At 73.7% G+C, this 17,282-nt stretch carries 21 protein-coding genes; 10 read left to right on the top strand and 11 right to left on the bottom strand.

Annotated features, from left to right (window positions below; genetic code table 11):
* Complete coding sequence (locus ACBJ59_RS21660) at positions 1–1,233, bottom strand: RNA polymerase sigma factor (protein WP_375112031.1); 1,233 nt, start codon at positions 1,231–1,233, stop codon at positions 1–3.
* Positions 1,230–1,559: a YciI family protein gene (locus ACBJ59_RS21665; protein WP_375112420.1), complete on the bottom strand. Its 330-nt coding sequence runs from the start codon at positions 1,557–1,559 to the stop codon at positions 1,230–1,232. The genes ACBJ59_RS21660 and ACBJ59_RS21665 overlap by 4 nt, the downstream gene beginning before the upstream one ends.
* A 107-nt stretch (positions 1,560–1,666) precedes the next feature.
* Between ACBJ59_RS21665 and ACBJ59_RS21670 the strand changes: the two genes are divergently transcribed.
* The 5 genes from ACBJ59_RS21670 to ACBJ59_RS21690 all read left to right on the top strand — a co-directional run bounded on the left by ACBJ59_RS21670 (position 1,667) and on the right by ACBJ59_RS21690 (position 4,970).
* On the top strand, positions 1,667–2,485 hold the full coding sequence (locus ACBJ59_RS21670) for a nucleotidyltransferase domain-containing protein (RefSeq protein WP_375112032.1): 819 nt from the start codon (positions 1,667–1,669) through the stop codon (positions 2,483–2,485).
* A 189-nt stretch (positions 2,486–2,674) separates the two neighbouring features.
* Complete coding sequence (locus tag ACBJ59_RS21675; RefSeq protein WP_375112033.1) at positions 2,675–3,559, top strand: ABC transporter ATP-binding protein; 885 nt, start codon at positions 2,675–2,677, stop codon at positions 3,557–3,559.
* 88 nt (positions 3,560–3,647) lie between these two features.
* The gene (locus tag ACBJ59_RS21680; RefSeq protein WP_375112034.1) at positions 3,648–3,950 is read left to right on the top strand and encodes an ArsR/SmtB family transcription factor; all 303 of its coding nucleotides are present in this window, start codon (positions 3,648–3,650) and stop codon (positions 3,948–3,950) included.
* Positions 3,947–4,474 carry an SRPBCC domain-containing protein gene (locus tag ACBJ59_RS21685; RefSeq protein WP_375112035.1) on the top strand — a complete coding sequence of 176 codons (528 nt, stop codon included), beginning with the start codon at positions 3,947–3,949 and terminating at the stop codon, positions 4,472–4,474. The genes ACBJ59_RS21680 and ACBJ59_RS21685 overlap by 4 nt, the downstream gene beginning before the upstream one ends.
* Before the next feature lie 28 nt (positions 4,475–4,502).
* Positions 4,503–4,970: an NUDIX hydrolase gene (locus ACBJ59_RS21690; RefSeq protein ID WP_375112036.1), complete on the top strand. Its 468-nt coding sequence runs from the start codon at positions 4,503–4,505 to the stop codon at positions 4,968–4,970.
* A 3-nt stretch (positions 4,971–4,973) separates the two neighbouring features.
* Here ACBJ59_RS21690 and ACBJ59_RS21695 read toward each other — a convergent pair whose 3' ends face one another.
* The 3 genes from ACBJ59_RS21695 to ACBJ59_RS21705 form a co-directional block, all read right to left on the bottom strand.
* On the bottom strand, positions 4,974–6,458 hold the full coding sequence (locus ACBJ59_RS21695) for a dolichyl-phosphate-mannose--protein mannosyltransferase (protein ID WP_375112037.1): 1,485 nt from the start codon (positions 6,456–6,458) through the stop codon (positions 4,974–4,976).
* Positions 6,459–6,523: 65 nt separating this feature from the next.
* Positions 6,524–7,696, bottom strand: coding sequence for a hypothetical protein (locus ACBJ59_RS21700; RefSeq protein WP_375112038.1), 1,173 nt, complete (start codon positions 7,694–7,696; stop codon positions 6,524–6,526).
* On the bottom strand, positions 7,693–8,214 hold the full coding sequence (locus ACBJ59_RS21705; protein ID WP_375112039.1) for a SigE family RNA polymerase sigma factor: 522 nt from the start codon (positions 8,212–8,214) through the stop codon (positions 7,693–7,695). The genes ACBJ59_RS21700 and ACBJ59_RS21705 overlap by 4 nt, the downstream gene beginning before the upstream one ends.
* A gap of 163 nt (positions 8,215–8,377) precedes the next feature.
* Between ACBJ59_RS21705 and ACBJ59_RS21710 the strand changes: the two genes are divergently transcribed.
* The 3 genes from ACBJ59_RS21710 (at position 8,378) to ACBJ59_RS21720 (ending at position 10,440) form a co-directional block, all read left to right on the top strand.
* Positions 8,378–9,529 (top strand): winged helix DNA-binding domain-containing protein, encoded by a 1,152-nt coding sequence (locus ACBJ59_RS21710; RefSeq protein ID WP_375112040.1) that lies wholly within the window; start codon positions 8,378–8,380, stop codon positions 9,527–9,529.
* 44 nt (positions 9,530–9,573) lie between these two features.
* Positions 9,574–9,975, top strand: coding sequence for a helix-turn-helix domain-containing protein (locus tag ACBJ59_RS21715; RefSeq protein WP_375112041.1), 402 nt, complete (start codon positions 9,574–9,576; stop codon positions 9,973–9,975).
* A 126-nt stretch (positions 9,976–10,101) separates the two neighbouring features.
* A complete protein-coding gene (locus ACBJ59_RS21720; protein ID WP_375112042.1) occupies positions 10,102–10,440 on the top strand; it encodes a DUF4180 domain-containing protein in 339 nt (112 codons plus the stop codon).
* Positions 10,441–10,446: 6 nt separating this feature from the next.
* Here ACBJ59_RS21720 and ACBJ59_RS21725 read toward each other — a convergent pair whose 3' ends face one another.
* From ACBJ59_RS21725 to ACBJ59_RS21745, 5 genes are all read right to left on the bottom strand, one after another.
* Positions 10,447–11,226 (bottom strand): TetR/AcrR family transcriptional regulator, encoded by a 780-nt coding sequence (locus ACBJ59_RS21725; RefSeq protein ID WP_364133434.1) that lies wholly within the window; start codon positions 11,224–11,226, stop codon positions 10,447–10,449.
* 57 nt (positions 11,227–11,283) lie between these two features.
* Positions 11,284–12,126 (bottom strand): LLM class flavin-dependent oxidoreductase, encoded by an 843-nt coding sequence (locus tag ACBJ59_RS21730; RefSeq protein ID WP_375112043.1) that lies wholly within the window; start codon positions 12,124–12,126, stop codon positions 11,284–11,286.
* 108 nt (positions 12,127–12,234) lie between these two features.
* Positions 12,235–12,606 (bottom strand): hypothetical protein, encoded by a 372-nt coding sequence (locus ACBJ59_RS21735; protein ID WP_375112044.1) that lies wholly within the window; start codon positions 12,604–12,606, stop codon positions 12,235–12,237.
* A gap of 247 nt (positions 12,607–12,853) precedes the next feature.
* A complete protein-coding gene (locus ACBJ59_RS21740; protein ID WP_375112045.1) occupies positions 12,854–13,477 on the bottom strand; it encodes a GNAT family N-acetyltransferase in 624 nt (207 codons plus the stop codon).
* A gap of 22 nt (positions 13,478–13,499) precedes the next feature.
* Positions 13,500–13,871, bottom strand: a complete 372-nt coding sequence (locus ACBJ59_RS21745; protein WP_375112046.1) for a MerR family transcriptional regulator — start codon at positions 13,869–13,871, stop codon at positions 13,500–13,502.
* 62 nt (positions 13,872–13,933) lie between these two features.
* Here ACBJ59_RS21745 and ACBJ59_RS21750 point away from each other — a divergent pair, with 62 nt between their 5' ends.
* Positions 13,934–15,178, top strand: a complete 1,245-nt coding sequence (locus ACBJ59_RS21750) for an MFS transporter (protein WP_375112047.1) — start codon at positions 13,934–13,936, stop codon at positions 15,176–15,178.
* Here ACBJ59_RS21750 and ACBJ59_RS21755 read toward each other — a convergent pair.
* Positions 15,102–16,682 carry an LLM class flavin-dependent oxidoreductase gene (locus tag ACBJ59_RS21755; RefSeq protein ID WP_375112048.1) on the bottom strand — a complete coding sequence of 527 codons (1,581 nt, stop codon included), beginning with the start codon at positions 16,680–16,682 and terminating at the stop codon, positions 15,102–15,104. The two genes, ACBJ59_RS21750 and ACBJ59_RS21755, sit on opposite strands and share 77 nt — an antisense overlap.
* Positions 16,683–16,772: 90 nt before the next feature.
* Here ACBJ59_RS21755 and ACBJ59_RS21760 point away from each other — a divergent pair, with 90 nt between their 5' ends.
* A complete protein-coding gene (locus ACBJ59_RS21760; RefSeq protein ID WP_375112049.1) occupies positions 16,773–17,222 on the top strand; it encodes a MarR family winged helix-turn-helix transcriptional regulator in 450 nt (149 codons plus the stop codon).
* The last annotated feature ends 60 nt before the right edge of the window (positions 17,223–17,282 follow it).

Genomic DNA, 17,282 nt, shown 5'->3' on the forward strand with positions numbered 1-17,282 from the left:
TCAAGACAGCCGGGCTGCTCGGTCCTCCAGGTACCGCTGCTCCGGCAGGCTGGTGGTCAGGCGGGCCGCCTCCCGGTACGCGGCCAGCGCCGCCTCCGCGTCGCCCTCCATCTCCAGCAGGTGGGCGCGTACGGCGGCCAGGCGGTGATGCCCCGCCATCCGGTCGTCGCCCGTCAGGTCGTCGAGCAGGTCGAGCCCAGCCCGCGGCCCCCGCACCATGGCCGCCGCCACCGCGTGGTTGAGCCGCACCACCGGGTTGTCATCGACGCCCGCCAGCACCCCGTACAACGCCAGGATCTGCGGCCAGTCCGTCTCCTCGGCGCTCGGCGCCTCGTCGTGAACGGCCGCGATGGCCGCCTGGACCTGGTAGGGGCCGACAACCGTGGTGGACAGCGCCTTGGTGACCAGCTCGACGCCCTCCTCGATCAGCGCGCGGTCCCACAGGCCGCGATCCTGCTCGGCCAGCGGGATCAGCCGCCCGTCCCCGTCCGTACGGGCGGGGCGGCGCGCCTCCGTGAGCAGCATGAGCGCCAGCAGCCCCGAGACCTCCCCGTTCCCGGGCAGCAGCCGGTGCACGGCCCTGGCCAGCCGGATCGCCTCACCCGTCAGGTCCGCCCGGAGCAGCTCCGGCCCGGAGGTGGCGGTGTAGCCCTCGTTGAAGATCAGGTACAGCACGTGCAGCACCACCCGCAGCCGGTCGGCCCGCTCGCCCTCCGGCGGCATCCGGAACTCCAGGCCGGTGGCCTTGATGCGCTGCTTGGCGCGGCTGATGCGCTGCGCCATCGTCGCCTCGGGCACCAGGAACGCGCTGGCGATCTGCGCCGTCGTCAGCCCGCCCACGGCCCGCAGCGTGAGCGCGAGCTGGGAGGGCTGCGACAGCGACGGATGGCAGCACAGGAACAGCAGCGTCAGCGTGTCGTCCTGGTCCGCCGCCCGCTCCTCGCCCGGCGCCGGAGCGGTGAACTCGTCGGCCGGCACGCTGACGGCCACGCTCTCCTCCCTGCGCCGGCGCGCGTGCTCGCTGCGCATCTGGTCGATGACCCGGCGCGCCGCGACCGTGATCAGCCAGGCCCGCGGGTTGTCCGGCAGCCCCTGCTCCGGCCACTGCTGGGAGGCGTCGAGCAGCGCCTCCTGCACGGCGTCCTCGCACGTGTCGAACTGCTCGTAACGTCGTACGAGCGCGCCCAGGACCTGCGGCGCCAGCTCCCGCAGCAGCCCCTCGACGTCGCTCACCCGTTCACCTCGTCGATGACCGGCCGCACCTCCATCGCGCACAGCCGCGCGTCCGGCCAGCGCGCGGCGATCTCGGTGGCCCGGTCGAGCCCGTCGCACTCGACGACCAGGTAGCCGGCCAGGTATTCCTTGGCCTCCGGGAAGGGGCCGTCGGTGACGGCGGGCACGCCGTCGCGCACCTTCACGGTCCGCGCGCTCGCGGGCCCGTCCAGCGCCTGCCCGCCGACGAGCTCGCCGCTCTCGACGAGCTCCGCCATCAGCGCGTCGACCTCGGCCATCACCTCGTCGCCCACCGGCGACCCGGGGTTGGCGTAGATCATCAGCATGTACTTCACACGACTCATCCTAGGGGTCCACGAACCAGTCCATCCAGGAAAGCCCCAGCTCAGCGGCCGGGCGTCCGGCTGTACGCCGGGCGGTCTAGGCTCGACCCGTGCGAGAACCGGATCTTCACGGCATAGCCTCGCGGCTGGTCACGGTCCCCGGCGTGGTGGCCGTCGTCCTGGGCGGCAGCCGGGCCCGCGGCACCCACCGCCCGGACTCCGACATCGACCTCGGCCTCTACTACCGGGGCCGGCTCGCCGTGGCGGAGCTGCGCGCGCTCGCGCGGGACGTGACGGGCGAGGACACCGAGGTGACGGAGCCCGGCGGGTGGGGGCCCTGGGTCGACGGGGGCGGCTGGCTGACCGTGGACGGGTGGCGGGTGGACTGGATCTACCGCGACCTCGACCGCGTGCACCGGGTCTGGCGGGACTGCCTCGACGGCCGCTACGAGATCGGCTTCCAGGTCGGGCACCCGCTCGGCTTCTACTCCTGCGCCTACGCGGGCGAGGTGGCGCTGTGCCGCGTGCTCGCCGACCCCGGGGGCGAGCTCACCGCCCTGCGCGAGCAGGTCGCGCACTATCCGCCCGCGTTGCGGGAGGCGCTGGTCAGGGGGCTGTGGGAGTGCGACTTCGCGCTGATGACCGCCCGGTACGGGGCCGCCGGGAACGATCCGGCGTACGCGGCGGGGGCCGTCTTCCGGGCGGTCGGGGTCGCCTGCCAGGCGCTGCACGCGGCGGACGGGGCCTGGCTGATCAACGAGAAAGGCATGGTCGCCTCGGCCGACCGGCTGCCGTCGGCGCCGGAGGGGTTCGGCGAGCGGGCACGGGCGCTGCTGGCCGGGGTCGGGCACACGCCGGAGGAGATCGGCCGCACCGTCGACGCGGCGGCCCGGCTCGTCGCGGACGTCCGCACCGCCTGCGGCGCGTGAGCCCCTGGTCCGCCGAGCGCCGGTCCTGAACACGGGACGCAAGCCCGAATACATCAGACATCTGATGAGTCGATATGTTCGTTACCACGAGCCTGGAAGGGAGCGCGTGGTGACGGAGATGTTCGGGCTGTGGCACGGTGCCGCGGCCGTGCGGGATCGGGCTGGGGCGAGCGGGCGGGAGGCGGGCCGATGACGGTGGTCTCACGTCCCGCCGACACCGGGCCCGTACTGCGGGCCGACGGCGTGGACCTCGTTCGCGACGGCCGCCATCTGCTGCGGGAGGTCTCGCTGACCGTGCACCCGGGCGAGCACTGGGCACTGCTCGGGGCCAACGGCGCCGGCAAGAGCACCCTGCTCGGGCTGCTGGGCGCCGTCACCCACCCCAGCCGTGGCACGGTCGAGGTGCTCGGGCGCACGATGGGCCGGGTGGACGTCCGCGAGCTGCGCTCCTACCTGGGGCACGTCAACCCGCGCCACGCCCCGGACGGGCCGCTGCGGGTGCGCGACGTGGTGCTGACCGGCCTGACGAACACCGCCGCACTCGTGCCCCGCTGGACGCCCACCCCGCTGGAGGCGCGACGGGCCGACGGGCTGATCGCCATGCTCGGGATGGGCCATCGGGCCGAGGCGACCTGGCCCACCCTGTCCCAGGGCGAACGCGGGCGAGCGCTGATAGCCCGCGCCCTCATGCCGCAGCCCCGGCTCCTGCTGCTCGACGAACCGGCCACCGGACTCGACCTGGCCGCCCGCGAGCAACTGCTGGCCAGCATCGACGCCCTGCGCGCCCGGCACCCGTCGCTGGCCACCGTCCTGGTCACCCACCACCTCGAGGAACTCCCGGCCACCACCACACACGCCATGCTGCTGCGCGGCGGCCTGTGCCTGGCCGGCGGCCCGGTGGCCGAGGTCCTGACCAGCGACCTGGTCAGCGCGTGCTTCGACCACCCGGTACGCCTCGTCCGCAGCGACGACGGCCGCTGGGCCGCCCGCGCCGAGCCCGTCCCCGTCACCATGCCCGGCGACCCGGCGGACCCGCCCCCACCGCCCTCCGCCGCGACCACCCCCGCAGCCTGACGCCCCGCGGCCGGACCCGCCGCCACGGCCGGAGTGAGGGCTCGGCCCCGGGTTGCCGGAACATATTTCCATCTGGCAATATGAGCACGTGAGCGCCTACGCAGCCCTGGCCGAGCCGCACCGCAGGCAGATTCTCGACCTGCTGCGTGACGGCGAGCGGCCCGTCGGAGAGCTGGTGCAACACCTCGATCTCAGCCAGCCCGGCGTGTCCAAGCACCTCAAGGTGCTGCGCGAGGCCGGGCTCGTCGTGGTGCGCACGGAGGGCAAGCAGCGGATGTACGCGCTGCGCCCCGAGCCCCTCGCCGAGGTCGACCAGTGGCTGGAGCCCTACCGCGTCTACTGGTCGAGGCGCCTCGACGCCCTGGAACGACACCTGGAGGACAACCCATGATGCACGGAACCCTGGAAACGATCGACGGCCGCCCGGCGCTGCGCTTCGAGCGCACGCTCCCCTACCCGATCGAGCGCGTGTGGCGAGCCGTCAGCGTGCCGGCGGAGCTCGAGAAGTGGTTTCCCGCAGCCGCCGACTGGACACCGGCGCCGGGCGAGACCTTCGAGGCCGCCGGCGCGACCGGCGAGGTGACCGAGGTCGATCCACCCCACCGCCTGGCGTGGACCTTCGCCGGCCAGCTGTACAGCTTCGATCTGTCCCCGCACGAGGACGGCTGCCGCCTGGTCTTCATCCACGTCGTCGACGACCGCGACCTCTCCGCGCAGACCGCCACCGGCTGGGAGGCCTACTTCTCCCGCCTCGAACCGCACCTCGCGGGCAAGGACGTCTCCGAAGAGGACGCGCACGAGGGGTGGGCGGAGATGCACGAACGCTACGCCGAGCGCTTCGGGGTCGACCCGGCGCCGGGCCGGCGCTTCGCGGCTGCTCTGCGCGGGGACGACGGCGCGGGCGCCGCGTCATGAGCCGCTTCTCCCGGGGGAGGAGGTGCGGGTGAGTTTCCGGCTGGCGGCGTACGGCGTGTGCGTCGAGGACGGGCGGGTGCTGCTCGCTCGTCACGTACCACCCGTGGGCGAACACAGCTGGACTCTTCCCGGCGGAGGGGTCGAGCACGGGGAGGATCCGTTCGACACGGTGATCCGGGAGGTCGCCGAGGAGACCGGCTGTGACGCTGTGGTCGAGCGCCTGCTCGGCGTGGACTCGCGGGTGATCCCCGCCGCCGTCGCCCGTGCCGGTGCCACGCACCAGAACGTCGGCGTCTTCTACCGGATCCGCATCACCGGCGGCCGGCTCCGGCCCGAGCCGGACGGCGAGATCGCCGAGTCGGCGTGGACTCCGATCGCCGACGTCGCCGGCCTGCGCCGAGCGTCGCTGGTCGACATCGGCCTCGCCCTGGCGCAGACCGTTCCGGCGACCGGCCACGTCGCTCCGGTCCCGGTCGGCGGCCTGATCCAGCACTGAGCGTCATACCCACGAGCGCATCAGCATCCGAGCCCACCACGCCGCGTGCGTGATCGTCTCGCCGGACACGATCGGATGAAGCCACCAGAAGTTGACCAGGACGATGAGCGCGACCGCGCCGACGACGGCCGCCCCCGCCGCTCTCCTGACCGACGCCGTTCCCCCGGGCCCGAGCACGAGCCCCGCGGCGATCACCAGCGCCAGCACCATGAAGGGCACGACGGGGAGCATGTAGAACAGGTACATGGTGCGGTTGTCGGCGACGGCGTAATAGAACCACGGCAGCCACCCGGCCCCGTATCCGAGCAGCACCGCCCCGGCCCGCCAGTCCCGGACGGCCGTGTACCGGGCGACGAGCACGACGAGGGCGAGCAGCGCGAGGTACCACAGCGCCGGCGTGCCGACGCCCAGGACGGCCTGCGAGCAGTCCTGGGCGGCGCAGGCGTCCGGTGGGCTCACGTAGTGGAAGGCGACGGGACGTTGCAGCAGCGGCCACTGCCACGGCTCCGACATGTACGGATGCCGGGCGTCCAGGCCGGTGTGGAAGCCGAGCACCTGGAACTGGTAGCCGAGCCACGAGCGCAGCGAGTCCAGCACGAAGAAGCCGGGCCCGGACCGGGTGGCCTGCTCCCAGCCGCGTCCCCAGCCCTCCGCCCGCAGGAACCAGCCGCTCCAGCTCAGCACGTACACCGTCGCGGGGACCAGGGCGAACGCGCCCGCCAGACCTTGCAGGGCGGCCACCGGACGCGCCCGCCGGCCCAGTGCCCGCCCCGCGCCCGCGTCCCACATCAGTGAGAGCGCGGCGAAGGCGAGCAGGAAGAAGACCCCCGACCACTTGACGGCGCACGCGGCTCCCAGGCACGCCCCCGCGGCCGGCCGCCACGGCCTCAAGCCCGGCCGGGGCCCGGCTGACGGGAGCCGTCGCCTGGTCCAGTCCCTGTCCGCCACGACGCAGGCGAAGGCGGCCAGCACCCAGAACATCAGGAAGACGTCCAGCAGCGCCGTCCGCGAGAGCACGAAGTGCAGGCCGTCGAGAGCGAGCAGCAGACCGGCCAGGCAGCCCAGCAACGTGGACCGGGTCATCCGCCGGGCCACCCTCGCCATGATCAGGATCGACAACGTGCCCGCCACCGCGCCCGCGAACCGCCAGCCGAAGGGCGTCATGCCGAACAACCACTCGCCGATGGCGATCATCCACTTGCCGAGCGGCGGGTGCGCGACGTACTCGGCGCATTCCTCGACGGTCGGGCAGCGCCGCCAGATGCCGAGGTCACCTGCCATGATCATCCGGTCGGCGACCGGGTCCTCGCTGGTGCCCAGCGTCATGCGCTCGACACCGAACGTCAGCAGCGAATAGGCGCCCTTGATGTAGTGGGTCTCGTCGAAGACCACCGCGTGCGGTTCGCCCAGCCGGAGGAACCGCAGGGCGCCGCCGAGCACGGTGACGAAGAGTGGCCCTGCCCATCCCCACCACCCGTCGGCCGGCATGGGCGGAACCAGCCGGCGCGCCGTGCTCCGGGCAGGGCTCTGGGCAAATCTCTGAGCAGGCAGGTTCACCCTTGAACCGCCGCCAGGTTGAGCACGGCCAGTTCGGGCCCGCAGGAGGAGGAGTCGCAGGCCTGCCGGCTGAGCACCAGCCCGGGGGAGGAGGACCCGCCGCCGTGCCAGGCGACCCCACCCGATGACGTCTTCGGGCCGAGCTCGGCGTCCTGCCCGGTGACGAGGTCGTGCACGGTCGTGCCGAGGTCGATGAAGCGATCGGCGCGGATCTGCGACGACGGCGAGAGACTGCCGCGTACGGCCCGGGGCTCGCCACCGCCCTGACCCCACACCACGGTACGGCCGTCCAGCGTGGCCACGCACCAGTTCGGGCTGCAGCGCATGCCCGTCGCCCCGCGCGGCGCCGGCAGGGAGGTGCGTTCGCCGGTTTCCAGGTTGACGAGCACGCTCTGGTTGCGGCCGGTGTCGTGCCGGCGGACGTCGGACGCCCACGGCCAGGACACCAGGTGCAGGCCGCCGGTGCCCGGCAGGGCCTGGGGTGCGCCACCGGTGATCGGGACGGCGTACAACCCGCCCTGGCGGACCGACCAGACGACGCGGTCGCGCAGCACGCCGAGGCGTTCCACCGCCGCCGCCGGCCCGCTGAGGCGCGCCAGGAGGGCGGCCCGCCCGCCGGCCTGGGGCAGCACCCACACGTCCGTGGCCCGCTGGGCGCGTACGTCCCGGGCCCACCAGGCGATGTGCTCCGGGCCGGGCTCGACGGCCTGCGGGTGGTAGCCGCGGGCGCCGTCCGGCCGGGGCAGGTCGCCGAGGACCCTGGCCCTGCCCGCCGCGGTGTCGTACACCTCCAGCCTCCCGCCCCCGCCGGAGGACGTGCCGGCGCGCAGCAGCAGCTCGGTGGCGCTCAGCGCGGTCACCGGCGTGTACGCCAAGCCGTCGGAGGCCGCGGCGGGGATGGTGGTCATCGCGGGCGACCAGATGTTCCCGATGGAGACGGCGGAGGGCGAAGGGGTGGCGGAGGCGTCGCGGCGGCCGAGATCGGCCAGCGATCCCGTCGCCAGCACCAGCGCGGTGACGGCCGCGGCGGCGAGCGGCACCGAGGCCGTCAGAGCCCGGCGGCGGCGGCGCAGCCGGCGGCCGGCCCGCACGGCCGCGCCCACGTCCACCCCCGACGGCGGTTGCTCGTCCGGCACCAGGTTCTCGAACAACGGCTTGAGATCCCTCATCGGTCCTCCTTGGTCGGCGTCACCTCGAGGAGCGCGCGCAGGGTCGCGAGCCCGCGCGCGGTCTGGCTCTTGACGGTCCCGGCCGAGCAGCCGAGCGCCGCCGCGGTCTGCTCGACACTCAGGTCGCAGTGGAAGCGCAGCACCAGGGCGGCCCGCTGGCGCGGCGGCACCAGGGCCAGCGCCCGGCGCAGGTCCATGGCCAGGTCGGCGTCCCACCCGTGCACGGCGGCCTCGGGAGGGTCGGGCTCGGGAGGGACGGCGCTCAGCCTGGTACGCGAGAACCAGCCGCCCCGCTGCTCCCTCAGGAAGATCCGGACCAGGATCACCCGTACGTACGCGTCCAGGTCGGCCGCCTGGCGGGCGTGGCGCCATTTGACGTACAGCCGGGTGATCGACGCCTGCACCAGATCGTCGGCGCGATGCCAGTCCTGGCACAGCGAATAGGCGATCCGGCGTAACCAGAGCAGGCGCCCGCGGACGTACGCGGTGTACTCCTCGTCCGCACTCAAGAGATCCACAACCTCCCAGATGCCGCCGCTCACCGGAAAGGTTGCATCATGCGGGGTGAATTCTCCCTTGTGCGCCGGACCCCCCGGGCGCCAGGCCATGCAGGCGTCGCGGCATTCCGGGCATCATTCCGGGCGTCATTGCGGCACGAAACCTTCCGCATTGTCTCCTACTGTGGTCGTGCCGAAGGAGGAGGACGTGATGATCGAGCTGTCGTGGCCGCAGGTCAGTGCCAGGAGGCTGGAACGCGCCGGGCTGGCGGGATCGCCCGGCCCGGGGAGGCCGGACGAGATGGTGGCGGCCATGTGCGGCGCGCACGCCCAGGTCATGTCGGCCGCCGAGGCGTCCATCGGGCTGCGGCTCGACGGCGTCACGCGCTCCCATGTCCGTGATGCGCTGTGGGGCTCGCGCAGCCTGGTCAAGACGCACGGGCCGCGCGGCACCGTGCACCTGCTGCCCGCCCGTGACCTGCCGATGTGGGTGAGCGCGATGTCCTCGGTGCCGGTGGTGAACCGCGCGCCCGAGACCGTGCGGATGACCGCCGAGCAGACCGAGCAGGTGGTGGCGGCCGTCCGGGAGGCGCTCGCCGGGGCCGAGCTGACGATCGACGAGCTGAGCGAGGCGGTGGTCGAGGCCACCGGGCCGTGGGCGGGAGACCTGGTCATGCCCGCGTTCCAGGGCTGGTGGCCGCGGTGGCGGCAGGCGTTGCACCTGGCGGCGCACCGCGGCGCGCTCGTCTTCGGTCCCGTACGGGGCCGCAAGGTCACCTACACCGCCCCGCCGGACGCGCCGCCGGTGGACGACGGGCTGCACGGGCTGGTCAGGAGCTACCTGGCGGCGTACGGGCCTGCCACCCCGGCCGACTTCGCCACCTGGGCGGGCGGGCCCGTCACCTGGGCGGCGAAGGCGTTCGAGGGGGTGGAGACGGAGGAGGTGCTGTTCGTGGGGAAGCGGGCCCGGGTGCTCGCGGGCGACACGGCGGTGCCCGGGGAGCCGCCGCGCGGGGTGCGGCTGCTGCCGTACTTCGACGCGTACGTGGTGGCGGGGCGGCCCCGCGAACTCCTGTACCCGGGTGAGGCGGCGGCGCGGGCGCTGGCCGGCGGGCAGGCGGGGAACTTCCCCGTGCTGCTCGTGGACGGGAACGTCGGCGGCGTCTGGCACCAGCGGCGCTCGGGGAGCCGGATCGACGTCACGGTGGAGCCGCTGCGCGAGCTCACCTCAGCCCAGTCGCGCGAGCTGGACGAGCAGGTGCGGCGGCTGGGCGAGGTGATGGAGGGCAGGCCCCGCCTGACCATCGGCCCGGTCACCGTGGGAGCGCACGCCTGAAAGTTCCCTAGCACTCCCTGGCATGGTGCATGATAGGGAGCGATATGGAGCAATACACCGTGGAGCAGGTGGCGACCCTGCTGGGCCTGCACGTCAAGACCGTGCGCAACTATGTGCGTGACGGGCGGCTGCCCGCCGTCCGGATCGGCAAGCGGTACCGGATCGCCAAGGAGGACCTCGCGGCGTTCACCGGCCGGCCGGTCGGCGCGCCCGCCCGGCCCCGGCGTGCCGAGGTGTCGAGCATCGTGCAGGTCGACGGCATCGCCAGGGCCGACCTGGACCGGGTCAGCACGATGGTCCTGGGCTCGCTGGCCGGCCGGCCGCACGGCCTGCGCGTGGAGTTCGTCTACGACGAGGAGCGCGAGCACCTCAAGGTCATCGTGCTGGGCGGGCTGGAGGACAGCGCCCAGGTCCTGCGCATCATCGACGCCCTGGTGAGGGACTGATGAGCGGGACCCACCCCTCGTCGGCGGGCGCGACAGCCTGCCCGACCCCCGCGACACCCGCTGCCGATGTGCAGCTCCTGCTCCCCGCCCGGACCCGACAGATCATGGACTTCCTGGAGACCCCGCATGCCTGACCACCGCATCCACCGCTACGACCCGCGACATGGACCTCTGCGCGAGGTCCGCGACGTCCTCGACCTCATCGGCGAGGCGTGGTCGAGCAGTGCCACCTGGGTGGTCGTCCCGGCCGACAGCCTCCCGGACGGCTTCTTTACGCTGAGCACCGGCGTGGCGGGCGAGATCGCGCAGAAGTTCGTCAACTACGGCGTCGGCCTGGCCATCGTGGGCGACATCGCCCGCCACACCGAGGCCAGCTCCGCCCTGGCCGCCTGGGTGCTCGAATGCAACCGCGGGCGCCACATCGCGTTCCTGCGGGACGAGGCGGAGCTGGCGGCCCGCCACTGACGGCGGTCAGCCCGCCCGCACGGCCGCCTCGATGCCGTCCAGCAGCACGGCCAGGCCCACCGAGAACGTCTCGCTGACCCGATGCTCCAGGTAGGGCTCGCCCGCGCCGGGCCCGTCGTCGTCCGACTCGATCCACGTCACCATCGGGAACCGGTCGGCGAACCCCGGCGCCACCTCCTCCAGCAAGAACGAGCGCGCCTGCCACCACTCCTCGTCCGACACCCCGGTCTCGGACGGGGCCAGGCGCGACTCCGAGACGGTCTTCGCCGCCCCCCGTACGAAGTCGAACAGCAGCGCCACCACCCCGCGCAGCCGGCGCGGCCCGAGCCCGGTGGTGCGCAGGATCGCCACCACGCTCTCCAGCATCGCGAACTCGTTGGGCCCCAGCACCGGCCGCGCCTGCGACACCTGCAGCACCCACGGATGCCGCAGGTAGAAGGCCAGCGTGTGCTCGGCCCACGAGGCCACGGCGGGGCGCCAGCCGTCGCTCAGGTCGTAGCCGGCGGGCAGCTCGGCCAGGGCCCGGTCGTACATGAGGTCGACCAGCTCGCCCTTGCTCGGCACGTACGTGTACAGCGCCATCCCCGTGCGGCCCAGCCGCTCGCCGACCTTCCGCATGGACAGCGCCGCCATGCCCTCGCGGTCGGCCACCGCGATCGCGGCGTCGACGATGACGTCCACGCTCAGCCCGGGTTTGGGACCCGGCCGGACCTCGCCCGGCTCGCCGCTGCGCCACAGCAGCGCCATCGACCGTCGCGCGTCACCCTGGCCTGCGTAGACGACCAACGCGGAAACTCCCCGTGCCGGACAATTCTTTACGGCATAAAGGCTATCAGCCTGCGGCTACTTCGCGGATCTACGGGCGGCCACGGCGGCGAGGTGCTCCCAGGCGGACTCGGGGCGGAGGGTCTCCTCCGGGTCGCCGAGGAACGGATCGAGGACGACGGTCTCCGCGCCGAGCAGGCGGAGCTGTTCGAGGTCCTCCATGACCTGCCCGATCGTGCCCTCGCCGGCGAGCCGGTCCGGGCCCGTCACGGGCTCCGGAGTGATCCGCAGCACGATCCGCGGTGCCAGCGCCGGTGCGGGCCGCCCCTGCTCCTCGGCCAGGGCCGTCACCCGGGGCCACGTCTCGCGCAGCCACGACACGGTGTTCCTGAGCGGGTGCCACGCCTGGCCGAACCGCACCGCCCGGCGCAGGGCCGCGTCGCTGCCGCCGCCCACCCAGATCGGCACGCCGCCGGAGCGGTAGTCGCGCTCGTCGGCCCAGGCGGCGAGGATGGCGGCCAGGTGCTCGTCGGTCAGCCGGCCACGCCGCTCGTACGCGACGCCGAGCGCCTCGAACTCCTCCCGCGCCCAGCCCACGCCGACGCCCAGCACCAGCCGGCCGCCGCTGAGATCGTTGAGGTTGGCCGCCATGCGGGCGGTGAGCAGCGGGTGCCGGTAGGGGACGATCACCACCGTGGTGCCCAGCGAGATCGTGGAGGTGGCGCCGGCCAGCCAGGCGAGCGTGGTGAACGGCTCGTAGAACGGCGCGGGATATTTCGCGGCGACGTCGGGGGTGATCACCACGTGGTCGGAGACCATGAGCAGGTCGAAGCCGAGCCCTTCGACCGTCAGGGCCCATTGCCGCAGGACGCCGGGGTCGGTGCCGGGGCCGAAGTTGGGGACGTTCACGCCTAGTCGCACCCGGCCAGGCTATCCAGCGATCACCCGGCGGGGGAAGCCCAGGCGTGGGCCGGACGCGCGCCGGTCCCGGCGCCCGTGCGGGCACCGGGACAGGTTCATGGCGTGAGGTCAGCCGCCGACGCCCACGCCGGCTCCCGGGCCGTACCCGTGGCCGACCCAGTTGCCGTTGCCGCTGTTGGGCCAGTTACCCCGCTCCCACCTCTCGACCTCGTTGCGCCCGTGATCGTGGTGTCCGCCCCACTTCCAGCCCCAGCCTGCGTGGTGGTTGCCCTTGCAGCCGTCGGCGTCGCGGGTGCCTGCGAAGACCCCGTGGTCGGTGACGTGGTGGTAGGTCGTGTCGTCGTTCACCCCGAGGGCGCAGTGCCTCGGGTAGGTGTGCGTCCAGTCGATCCAGATGTCGGCGGCCGCAGTGCCGGCTGTTCCGAACAGCGCGGCCGCGGTGAGCAGCGCACCGCCGGCGGCGATGAGGCTACTTCTCATGATCTCCCCCTGTAATCACGAAGTGACATCGGCCATCACTATACGTAGCGATCTTGTGGTAGCAAGACAGCGCCACGCCCGCTTTCGTCCAACAGGCGCCCGTTGACCGGCAAACTCGCAGCTGTCACCGGTCGCGGCCGTACGCGGAGACCGGCCGCATTGGCCCTGCTTGGTTCAGGGGACTCGGGCAGGCTGCGGTGCCCGCCCCGGCCGCGTCCGCGGTGAAGGCGTGCCGGGTTCCGGGGACTCACGACGCGAGGAGCACCTCGGCACCCATGGGGACGTACCCGGCCGCGAGGAAGGCCCGTACGCTGGCCGCGTTCCCCGGCGCGACCTGCGCCCACACGGGTCCGGGGACGAGCTGCCTGGCCGCCCCGGCCAGCAGCCGGCCCAGCCCGCGCCCGCGGCGCGACGGGTCGACCTCGACCGCCGCCTCCCACCGCCCCGCCACCCCGCGCCCCACGGCCAGCAGGTCGCCGTCCCCGGTGGTCCACACGCGGACGGCGTCGCGGTAGCGGCGGGCCCGCGCCACCCGCGGATGGTCGCTGTCCGTGACCTCCTCCAGCCCGGCCGGGGGAGGGCCGGGCAGCGGCCCGGCCAGGGCGATGAGGTCGACACCACCGACCCGGCGCCCGGTCCGGCCGGCCAGGGCCTGGAGGAAGGGCGGGCAGAGGGGGGCGGACAGGTCGCCGGGCGGCAGCCGCTCGCGGACCCAGGCCGGCTCGACGTCGGCGAAGACCACCGTGTGCGCGGTGAAGGCGATGACGCCCATGTCGCGGGGTGAGGGCTGGGGCAGGATCGTCAGGCCGCCGTCCGCCGGGGGGAAGTGGCCGTGCTGGGCGTCGGTGAGGAGCTCCGTCAGGGATGTCATATAGATCTACATTGTAAAGGGCTCAGGTCCGCAGCGCGCGTACGGCGGCGAGGTAGGCGTGGATGGCGTCGCGGTTGCGTGCCAGGCAGTCGATGCGCTGCTGGATCCGGGCCGCCTCCGCCTCCAGCAGGTCGGCCAGCTCCGGCGTGAGGCACTGCGGGTGGAGGTGGATCTCGTCGGGCCGCTCCAGGAACGGCAGGATCCGGCGGATGATCTCCGTGGTGAGGCCCGAGTCGAGCAGGCCGCGGATCTGCTGGACCCGGTAGACCGCCGACTCGGGGTAGTGGCGATAGCCGTTGCCGGCGCGTTCGGGGTGCAGGAGGTCCTGCTCCTCGTAGTAGCGCAGCATGCGGGTGGGTACGCCCGTGCGCTGCGACAGCTGCCCGATCCTCATGGTGTGCCTCGGTCGTGCCGGGATTTGCCTTCACATTGATGTGAAGGTTTCAGCATGGTCGCATGTCTGATGTGGCGATCGCCAGTCCGGCCCGGGTGCGCGCGACGATGCCCTGGCCGGGGCTGCTGGCACTGTTCTCGGCGGCGTTCACGGCGGTGATGACGGAGTTGCTCCCGGCGGGGCTGCTGCCGCAGATCGCGGGCGCCCTGGGGGTGTCCGAGGGGCGGGCCGGGTTCCTGGTGACGGCGTACGCGGTGGCGTCGTTCCTGGCGGCCATCCCGGTGACGGCGGTGTTGCGCGGCCTCGACCGGCGGCCGGTGCTGGTCGGGGTGCTGGCCGGGTTCGCCGTGCTGAACGCGGTGACCGCGCTGTCGTCGTCGTACGCGGTGACGTTCGGGGCGCGGGTGCTGGCCGGGGTCATGGGCGGGGTGCTGTGGGCCATGCTGGTCGGGTACGCGGCCCGGATGGTGCCGGCCGAGCGGCGGGGCCGGGCGATCGCGATCGTCTCGGCGGGCATCACGGTGGCGTTGTGCGCGGGGATCCCGGCGGGGGCGGCGCTGGCGTCGGTGTCCGGGTGGCGCTGGGCGTTCGGCGGGCTGGCGGGGGCGGCGCTCGTACTGATCGCGTGGGTGTGGTGGCAGGTGCCGAACTTTCCCGGCGAGAAGGCGGCGGCGCGGGTGCCGTTGCGGCGGGTGGTGGTCATGCCCGGGGTGCGCACCTCGCTCGGGGTGACGTCGCTGGTGCTGGTGGGGCACCAGGCGGTGTACACGTACCTGGCGCCGCTGGCGCGGGAGCGGACGAGCGTGGTGCTGCTGGTGTTCGGGGTCGGGACGGTGGCCGGGATCTGGGTGGTCGGGGCGGTGATCGACCGGTTCCTGAGAGGGGCGCTGGTGGTGGTGCTGGGTGTCGTGGCGGGGGCGATGGCCGTCCTGGGGGCCTTCGGGGGGACCGGGGGCGTGGTGGTCGGGGCGGCGGCGCTGTGGGGGATGGCGTTCGGGGGCGTGCCGACGTTGCTGCAGACGGCGCTGGTGAACGTCGCGGGCGCGGGGAACGCCGACGTGGCGACGTCCCTGCAGACGACCGTGTACAACGCCGGCATCGCGGCCGGGTCGCTGGCCGGCGGGGTGGTGCTGGAGGGCGCCGGGGCGGGGGCCCTGCCATGGACGGCGTTCCCCCTGGTCGCGGCGGCCCTGGTGATCGTGGTGGGGGCGCGGCGGCACGCGTTCCCGGTCAGAGGCCGTGCCTGGCCAGGGGCTCGACCAGCTCGCGCTCCTCGTACGACAGGTGGGACAGCAGGCTGTCGGTGAGCAGGTCCACGGCGGCGCGCAGGCCGGTCAGGCCGGCCGGGTCCGTGACGAAGGCGACCAGGGCGCGGTCGACCTGTTCGAGGACCTTGTGGATGGCGTGGTGCTCCTCCCGGAGGCGGTCGAGGACGGGGGCGAGGCCGGGCTCCGTGCGGCGCAGCTGGGGGAAGAGCATCGCGTCCTCGGCGGAGTGGTGCATCGTGACCAGGCGGCAGTAGGACTCGCAGTAGGCGCCCAGGGTCCAGTTGTTCTGGCGCATCGTCATGGTGCTGATGTGCGAGCGGGCCGCGCCCGGGTCGAGCACCCCGGCGGCGACCTGGTCGGCGAGGTCGCGCAGCTGGGCCAGCTCGGCGCGCAGGTGGTCGTGGACGTCGATGAGGTGCCGGCCGTTGGCCCGCTCCCTGGCGGTGTAGGGCCTGCCCGGGTCGGGGCGGGGGGCGGTGGGGCGGGTGCTCTCGTCCCAGACGCGGACGTCGGTCAGCCGTACGCCGTCGTCCGGCGTGGGGGTGATGCCCAGCGCGGCGCTCTCGGGGAGTGCGGAGTCCTGGAGGCCGCCGGCGGGCGTGCCCGCGGCGCGCGGGTGGGCCGGGGCGCGTCCGGGGGCGGCGGCGCCAGGGGTTGCCGGGGCGCGTTCGGCGGGAGCGGTGGGGACGGCCGGGGCGCGTTCGGCGGCGACGAGCTCGCGTACGGCGGGGGCGGTCTCCGCGGCGAACCGCTCGATGCGGCGCGGATCGTCGGCCATCAGCGTGAAGACGCTGATCCCGTGCCGCAGGGCGAGCTCGGCGAGCTGCTCGGGCGGCAGCTCCTCGGCCAGGTTGAGCAGGCGGCGGATGTTGGCGGGCGAGCGGCCCGCCTCGGCGGCGGCCTCGTCGACGATGGCGTTGCCCGCGGCGATCTCCTCGAAGCTCCGGAAGCGGGGCAGCGAGGGCAGCCACCCGTCGGCGAGCCGGCCGGTGAGGCGGAGCATGCGCGGCTTGTACGCGCCCAGCCAGATGCCGATGTCGTGGGCCGGCCGCGGGCCCCGTCCGGCGCCGTCCACCCGGTGGTGCTCGCCGTGGTGCCGGATGCCGCCGGGGGCGTCGGTGTCCCACGCGGCGCGGATGATCTGGATGCCCTCCTCGAGCGCGTCCACCGCCTGGCCCGGGCTCAGGCGGGGCGCGCCCATGGAGGCGATGGCGTCCCAGTAGCCACCGGCGCCCAGGGCCAGCTCGAAGCGCCCGTGGCTGAGCAGGTCCAGGCTGGCGGCGGCCTGCGCGAGCATCGCGGGCGGCCGCAGCGGCAGCGGGTGCACGTTGCCCGCCAGCCGGATCGTCTCGGTGGCGGCGGCGACGTAGCTGAGCAGCGTCCAGGCGTCCAGCAGGGCCGGCTGGTACGGGTGGTCCTGGAAGGTGACGAGGTCGAGCCCCGCGCGCTCGGCGAGCCGGGCCCGGGCCACGACGTCGTCCGCCTGCCGGGCGACGGGCACCAGGTTGGCGCTGAAGAGCAGATCGTGGCCGTAGTCGGGCACGGGTGGCTCCCATTAGTTTGTATTGCGAACAGTTGGTTGTACGAAGAAATTAGTTCGTCTCGCGAACAACTGTCAACTAGACTCGGGCCCGTGGTCACCACGAAGGAACCGGTCCTGCCGCTCACCCACGCGCTCGTACGGCTGGCGCACCTGGTGCAGCAGGTGTTCGGGGAGGTCAGCCGCGAGCACGACCTGACGCCGCAGCAGGCGCAGCTGCTCTGCCTGCTGGTGGACGGGCCGGTGGGGATGGGCGAGCTGAGCCGCGCGCTGCACCTGGAGAAGTCGAGCCTGACCGGGCTCGTGGACCGGGCCGAGAAGCGGGGGCTGGTGGCGCGCACGCGTGACCCCGGAGACCGCCGCGTCTGCCTGATCGAGCTGACCCCGGAGGGGACGCGGGTCGGGGTGCTGGCGCACGAGGAGGTGGCGCGGCGGCTGGAGACGCTGGCGGGCGACCTGCCGCACGAGCACCGGGACCTGCTGGCCGCGGCCATCGGCGGCCTCCTGACCGCGCACGCCACGCGGGACGGCGGGGCGTCCTAGCCGCACTTAGCCGGAGGGTTCGACGGCCTCGGCGACCCTCCGCATCCTCCGTCCTGCACG

The organism is Nonomuraea sp. MTCD27, assembly GCF_041950495.1.
Lineage (GTDB): Bacteria > Actinomycetota > Actinomycetes > Streptosporangiales > Streptosporangiaceae > Nonomuraea.

Coding starts and splice junctions, on each gene's coding strand:
- ACBJ59_RS21685 (WP_375112035.1), top strand. CDS start 3,947: ATGATGCACGGAACCCTGGAAACGATCGACGGCCGCCCGGCGCTGCGC.
- ACBJ59_RS21720 (WP_375112042.1), top strand. CDS start 10,102: ATGCCTGACCACCGCATCCACCGCTACGACCCGCGACATGGACCTCTG.
- ACBJ59_RS21675 (WP_375112033.1), top strand. CDS start 2,675: ATGACGGTGGTCTCACGTCCCGCCGACACCGGGCCCGTACTGCGGGCC.
- ACBJ59_RS21695 (WP_375112037.1), bottom strand. CDS start 6,458: ATGCCGGCCGACGGGTGGTGGGGATGGGCAGGGCCACTCTTCGTCACC.
- ACBJ59_RS21700 (WP_375112038.1), bottom strand. CDS start 7,696: ATGAGGGATCTCAAGCCGTTGTTCGAGAACCTGGTGCCGGACGAGCAA.
- ACBJ59_RS21665 (WP_375112420.1), bottom strand. CDS start 1,559: ATGCTGATGATCTACGCCAACCCCGGGTCGCCGGTGGGCGACGAGGTG.
- ACBJ59_RS21735 (WP_375112044.1), bottom strand. CDS start 12,606: ATGAGAAGTAGCCTCATCGCCGCCGGCGGTGCGCTGCTCACCGCGGCC.
- ACBJ59_RS21715 (WP_375112041.1), top strand. CDS start 9,574: ATGGAGCAATACACCGTGGAGCAGGTGGCGACCCTGCTGGGCCTGCAC.
- ACBJ59_RS21740 (WP_375112045.1), bottom strand. CDS start 13,477: ATGACATCCCTGACGGAGCTCCTCACCGACGCCCAGCACGGCCACTTC.
- ACBJ59_RS21750 (WP_375112047.1), top strand. CDS start 13,934: ATGTCTGATGTGGCGATCGCCAGTCCGGCCCGGGTGCGCGCGACGATG.
- ACBJ59_RS21745 (WP_375112046.1), bottom strand. CDS start 13,871: ATGAGGATCGGGCAGCTGTCGCAGCGCACGGGCGTACCCACCCGCATG.